The following is a 1,055-nucleotide window of genomic DNA, read 5'->3' on the forward strand; positions in this document are numbered from 1 at the left end:
TCGACGGGGTAGTCGCGGGTGTAGCCGTAGCCGCCGAGGAGCTGGACGGCGTCGGTGGTGACCTCCATGGCGACGTCGGAGGCGAAGCACTTGGCGGCGGCGCCGAAGAAGGTCAGGTCGCCGTCGACCCTCTCGGACTTGGCGGCGGCGGCGTAGGTGAGCTGGCGGGCGGCCTCGAGCTTCATGGCCATGTCGGCGAGCATGAACTGCACGCCCTGGAAGTCGGCGATGGGCTTGCCGAACTGCTTGCGTTCGGTGACGTAGCCCTTGGCGTAGTCGAGGGCGCCCTGGGCGATGCCGATGGCCTGGGCGGCGATGGTGACGCGGGTGTGGTCGAGGGTCTTCATCGCGGTGGCGAAGCCGGTGCCCTCGGCGCCGATCATGCGGTCGGCGGGGATGCGGACGTTGTCGAAGTAGATCTCGCGGGTCGGGGAGCCCTTGATGCCGAGCTTCTTCTCGGGGGCGCCGAAGGAGACGCCCTCGTCGGACTTCTCCACCACGAAGGCGCTGATGCCCCTGGAGCGCTTGTCGGGGTCGGTGACGGCCATCACCGTGTAGTACTCCGAGACGCCGGCGTTGGTGATCCAGCGCTTGACGCCGTTGAGGACCCAGGAGTCGCCGTCGCGCACCGCGCGGGTCTTCATGCCGGCCGCGTCCGAGCCCGCGTCGGGCTCGGACAGGGCGTAGGAGAACATCGCCTCGCCGGCGGCGAGCGGGGCGAGGTACTTCGCCTTCAGCTCCTCGGAGCCCGACAGGACCACCGGCAGCGAGCCGAGCTTGTTGACCGCGGGGATCAGCGAGGAGGACCCGCAGACCCGGGCGACCTCCTCGATCACGATCACCGTGGCCAGCGCGTCCGCGCCGGCGCCGCCGTAGGCCTCCGGGACGTGGACCGCGTGCAGGTCGTTGGCGACCAGCGCGTCCAGGGCCTCCTGCGGGAAACGCCCCTCCTCGTCCACCGCCGCCGCGAACGGAGCGATCTTCGCCTCCGCCAGCGCACGCACCGACTCCCGGAGCATCTCGTGCTCCTCGGAGGTCCGGTACAGGTCGAAGTC

1 protein-coding gene is annotated in these 1,055 nt (G+C 70.3%); it reads right to left on the reverse strand.

All coding sequences use genetic code 11. The features are described from left to right. On the reverse strand, positions 1-1,055 hold a 1,055-nt coding region (locus tag ACFW6A_RS39160), incomplete at both ends, for an acyl-CoA dehydrogenase family protein (protein ID WP_386646664.1).

The sequence above is a fragment of the Streptomyces sp. NPDC058758 genome (genome assembly GCF_042746075.1).
Lineage (GTDB): Bacteria > Actinomycetota > Actinomycetes > Streptomycetales > Streptomycetaceae > Streptomyces.